At 47.4% G+C, this 631-nt stretch carries 1 protein-coding gene; it reads right to left on the bottom strand.

Annotated elements, in window-relative coordinates:
* Positions 1 to 631 (bottom strand): beta-propeller domain-containing protein (locus tag SB773_RS29895; protein ID WP_410593812.1); only part of this gene is annotated, 631 nt, incomplete at both ends.

The raw sequence follows: 631 nt of genomic DNA, 5'->3' as shown, positions 1-631 counted from the left end.
AAGCAGCTTTATACTCGGTCACAGCGACATACAAATTTTCCTTTGAGGCATATATGTTTTCACCAGCGCCCAGGTACGTATTCATGGACATTTTTTGTTTAGGATCATCGAGGTTGACCCCTGCGACCATCAAGTAGTCGGGCTGTATTCGTTCAGGAAAGTACCGTATATCGCTGTAGGGAATGGTTTTATAGCCATCGCCTTGGACGCTGTCACGATAGATTGGACCCGGTATTTCTCCCTGCTCCTGAAGAATTCTGTACGTGTTTACATAGCTGTTTGCGGTCATGTACAGGCTTGCGCCAATTTTGCGGGAAGACAGATATTGACCTTCTACTTCGACCTGACGAGTGAGCTGTGGATGCTTTTTGTTCGAGAGATCGTATACAAGCGCTTTGACTGTTTGTTTTTCTGGCTGCCTGGGGATACCGATTTTGTATGCTTGAACGGAAGGTGCGCTCGATGCAGGAGTGGGTGACGATGAGACCTCAGTTGCTTGCCCGATCACGACAAGTCTTTTTTCATCGACGTACATCTCAAGCGGCTGGAACAATCCGTTCTCATACGTGATTCGTGATTCGACTTTCAGCTGATCAGCCGGGAAAGCCTTGATAATTCGCACTTCGGCATT

The organism is Bacillus sp. SIMBA_074 (assembly GCF_046534555.1).
GTDB lineage: Bacteria > Bacillota > Bacilli > Bacillales > Bacillaceae_G > Bacillus_A > Bacillus_A mycoides.
Note: the sequence above shows the minus strand (reverse complement) of the source record. Positions and strands in the feature narration are given on the sequence as shown.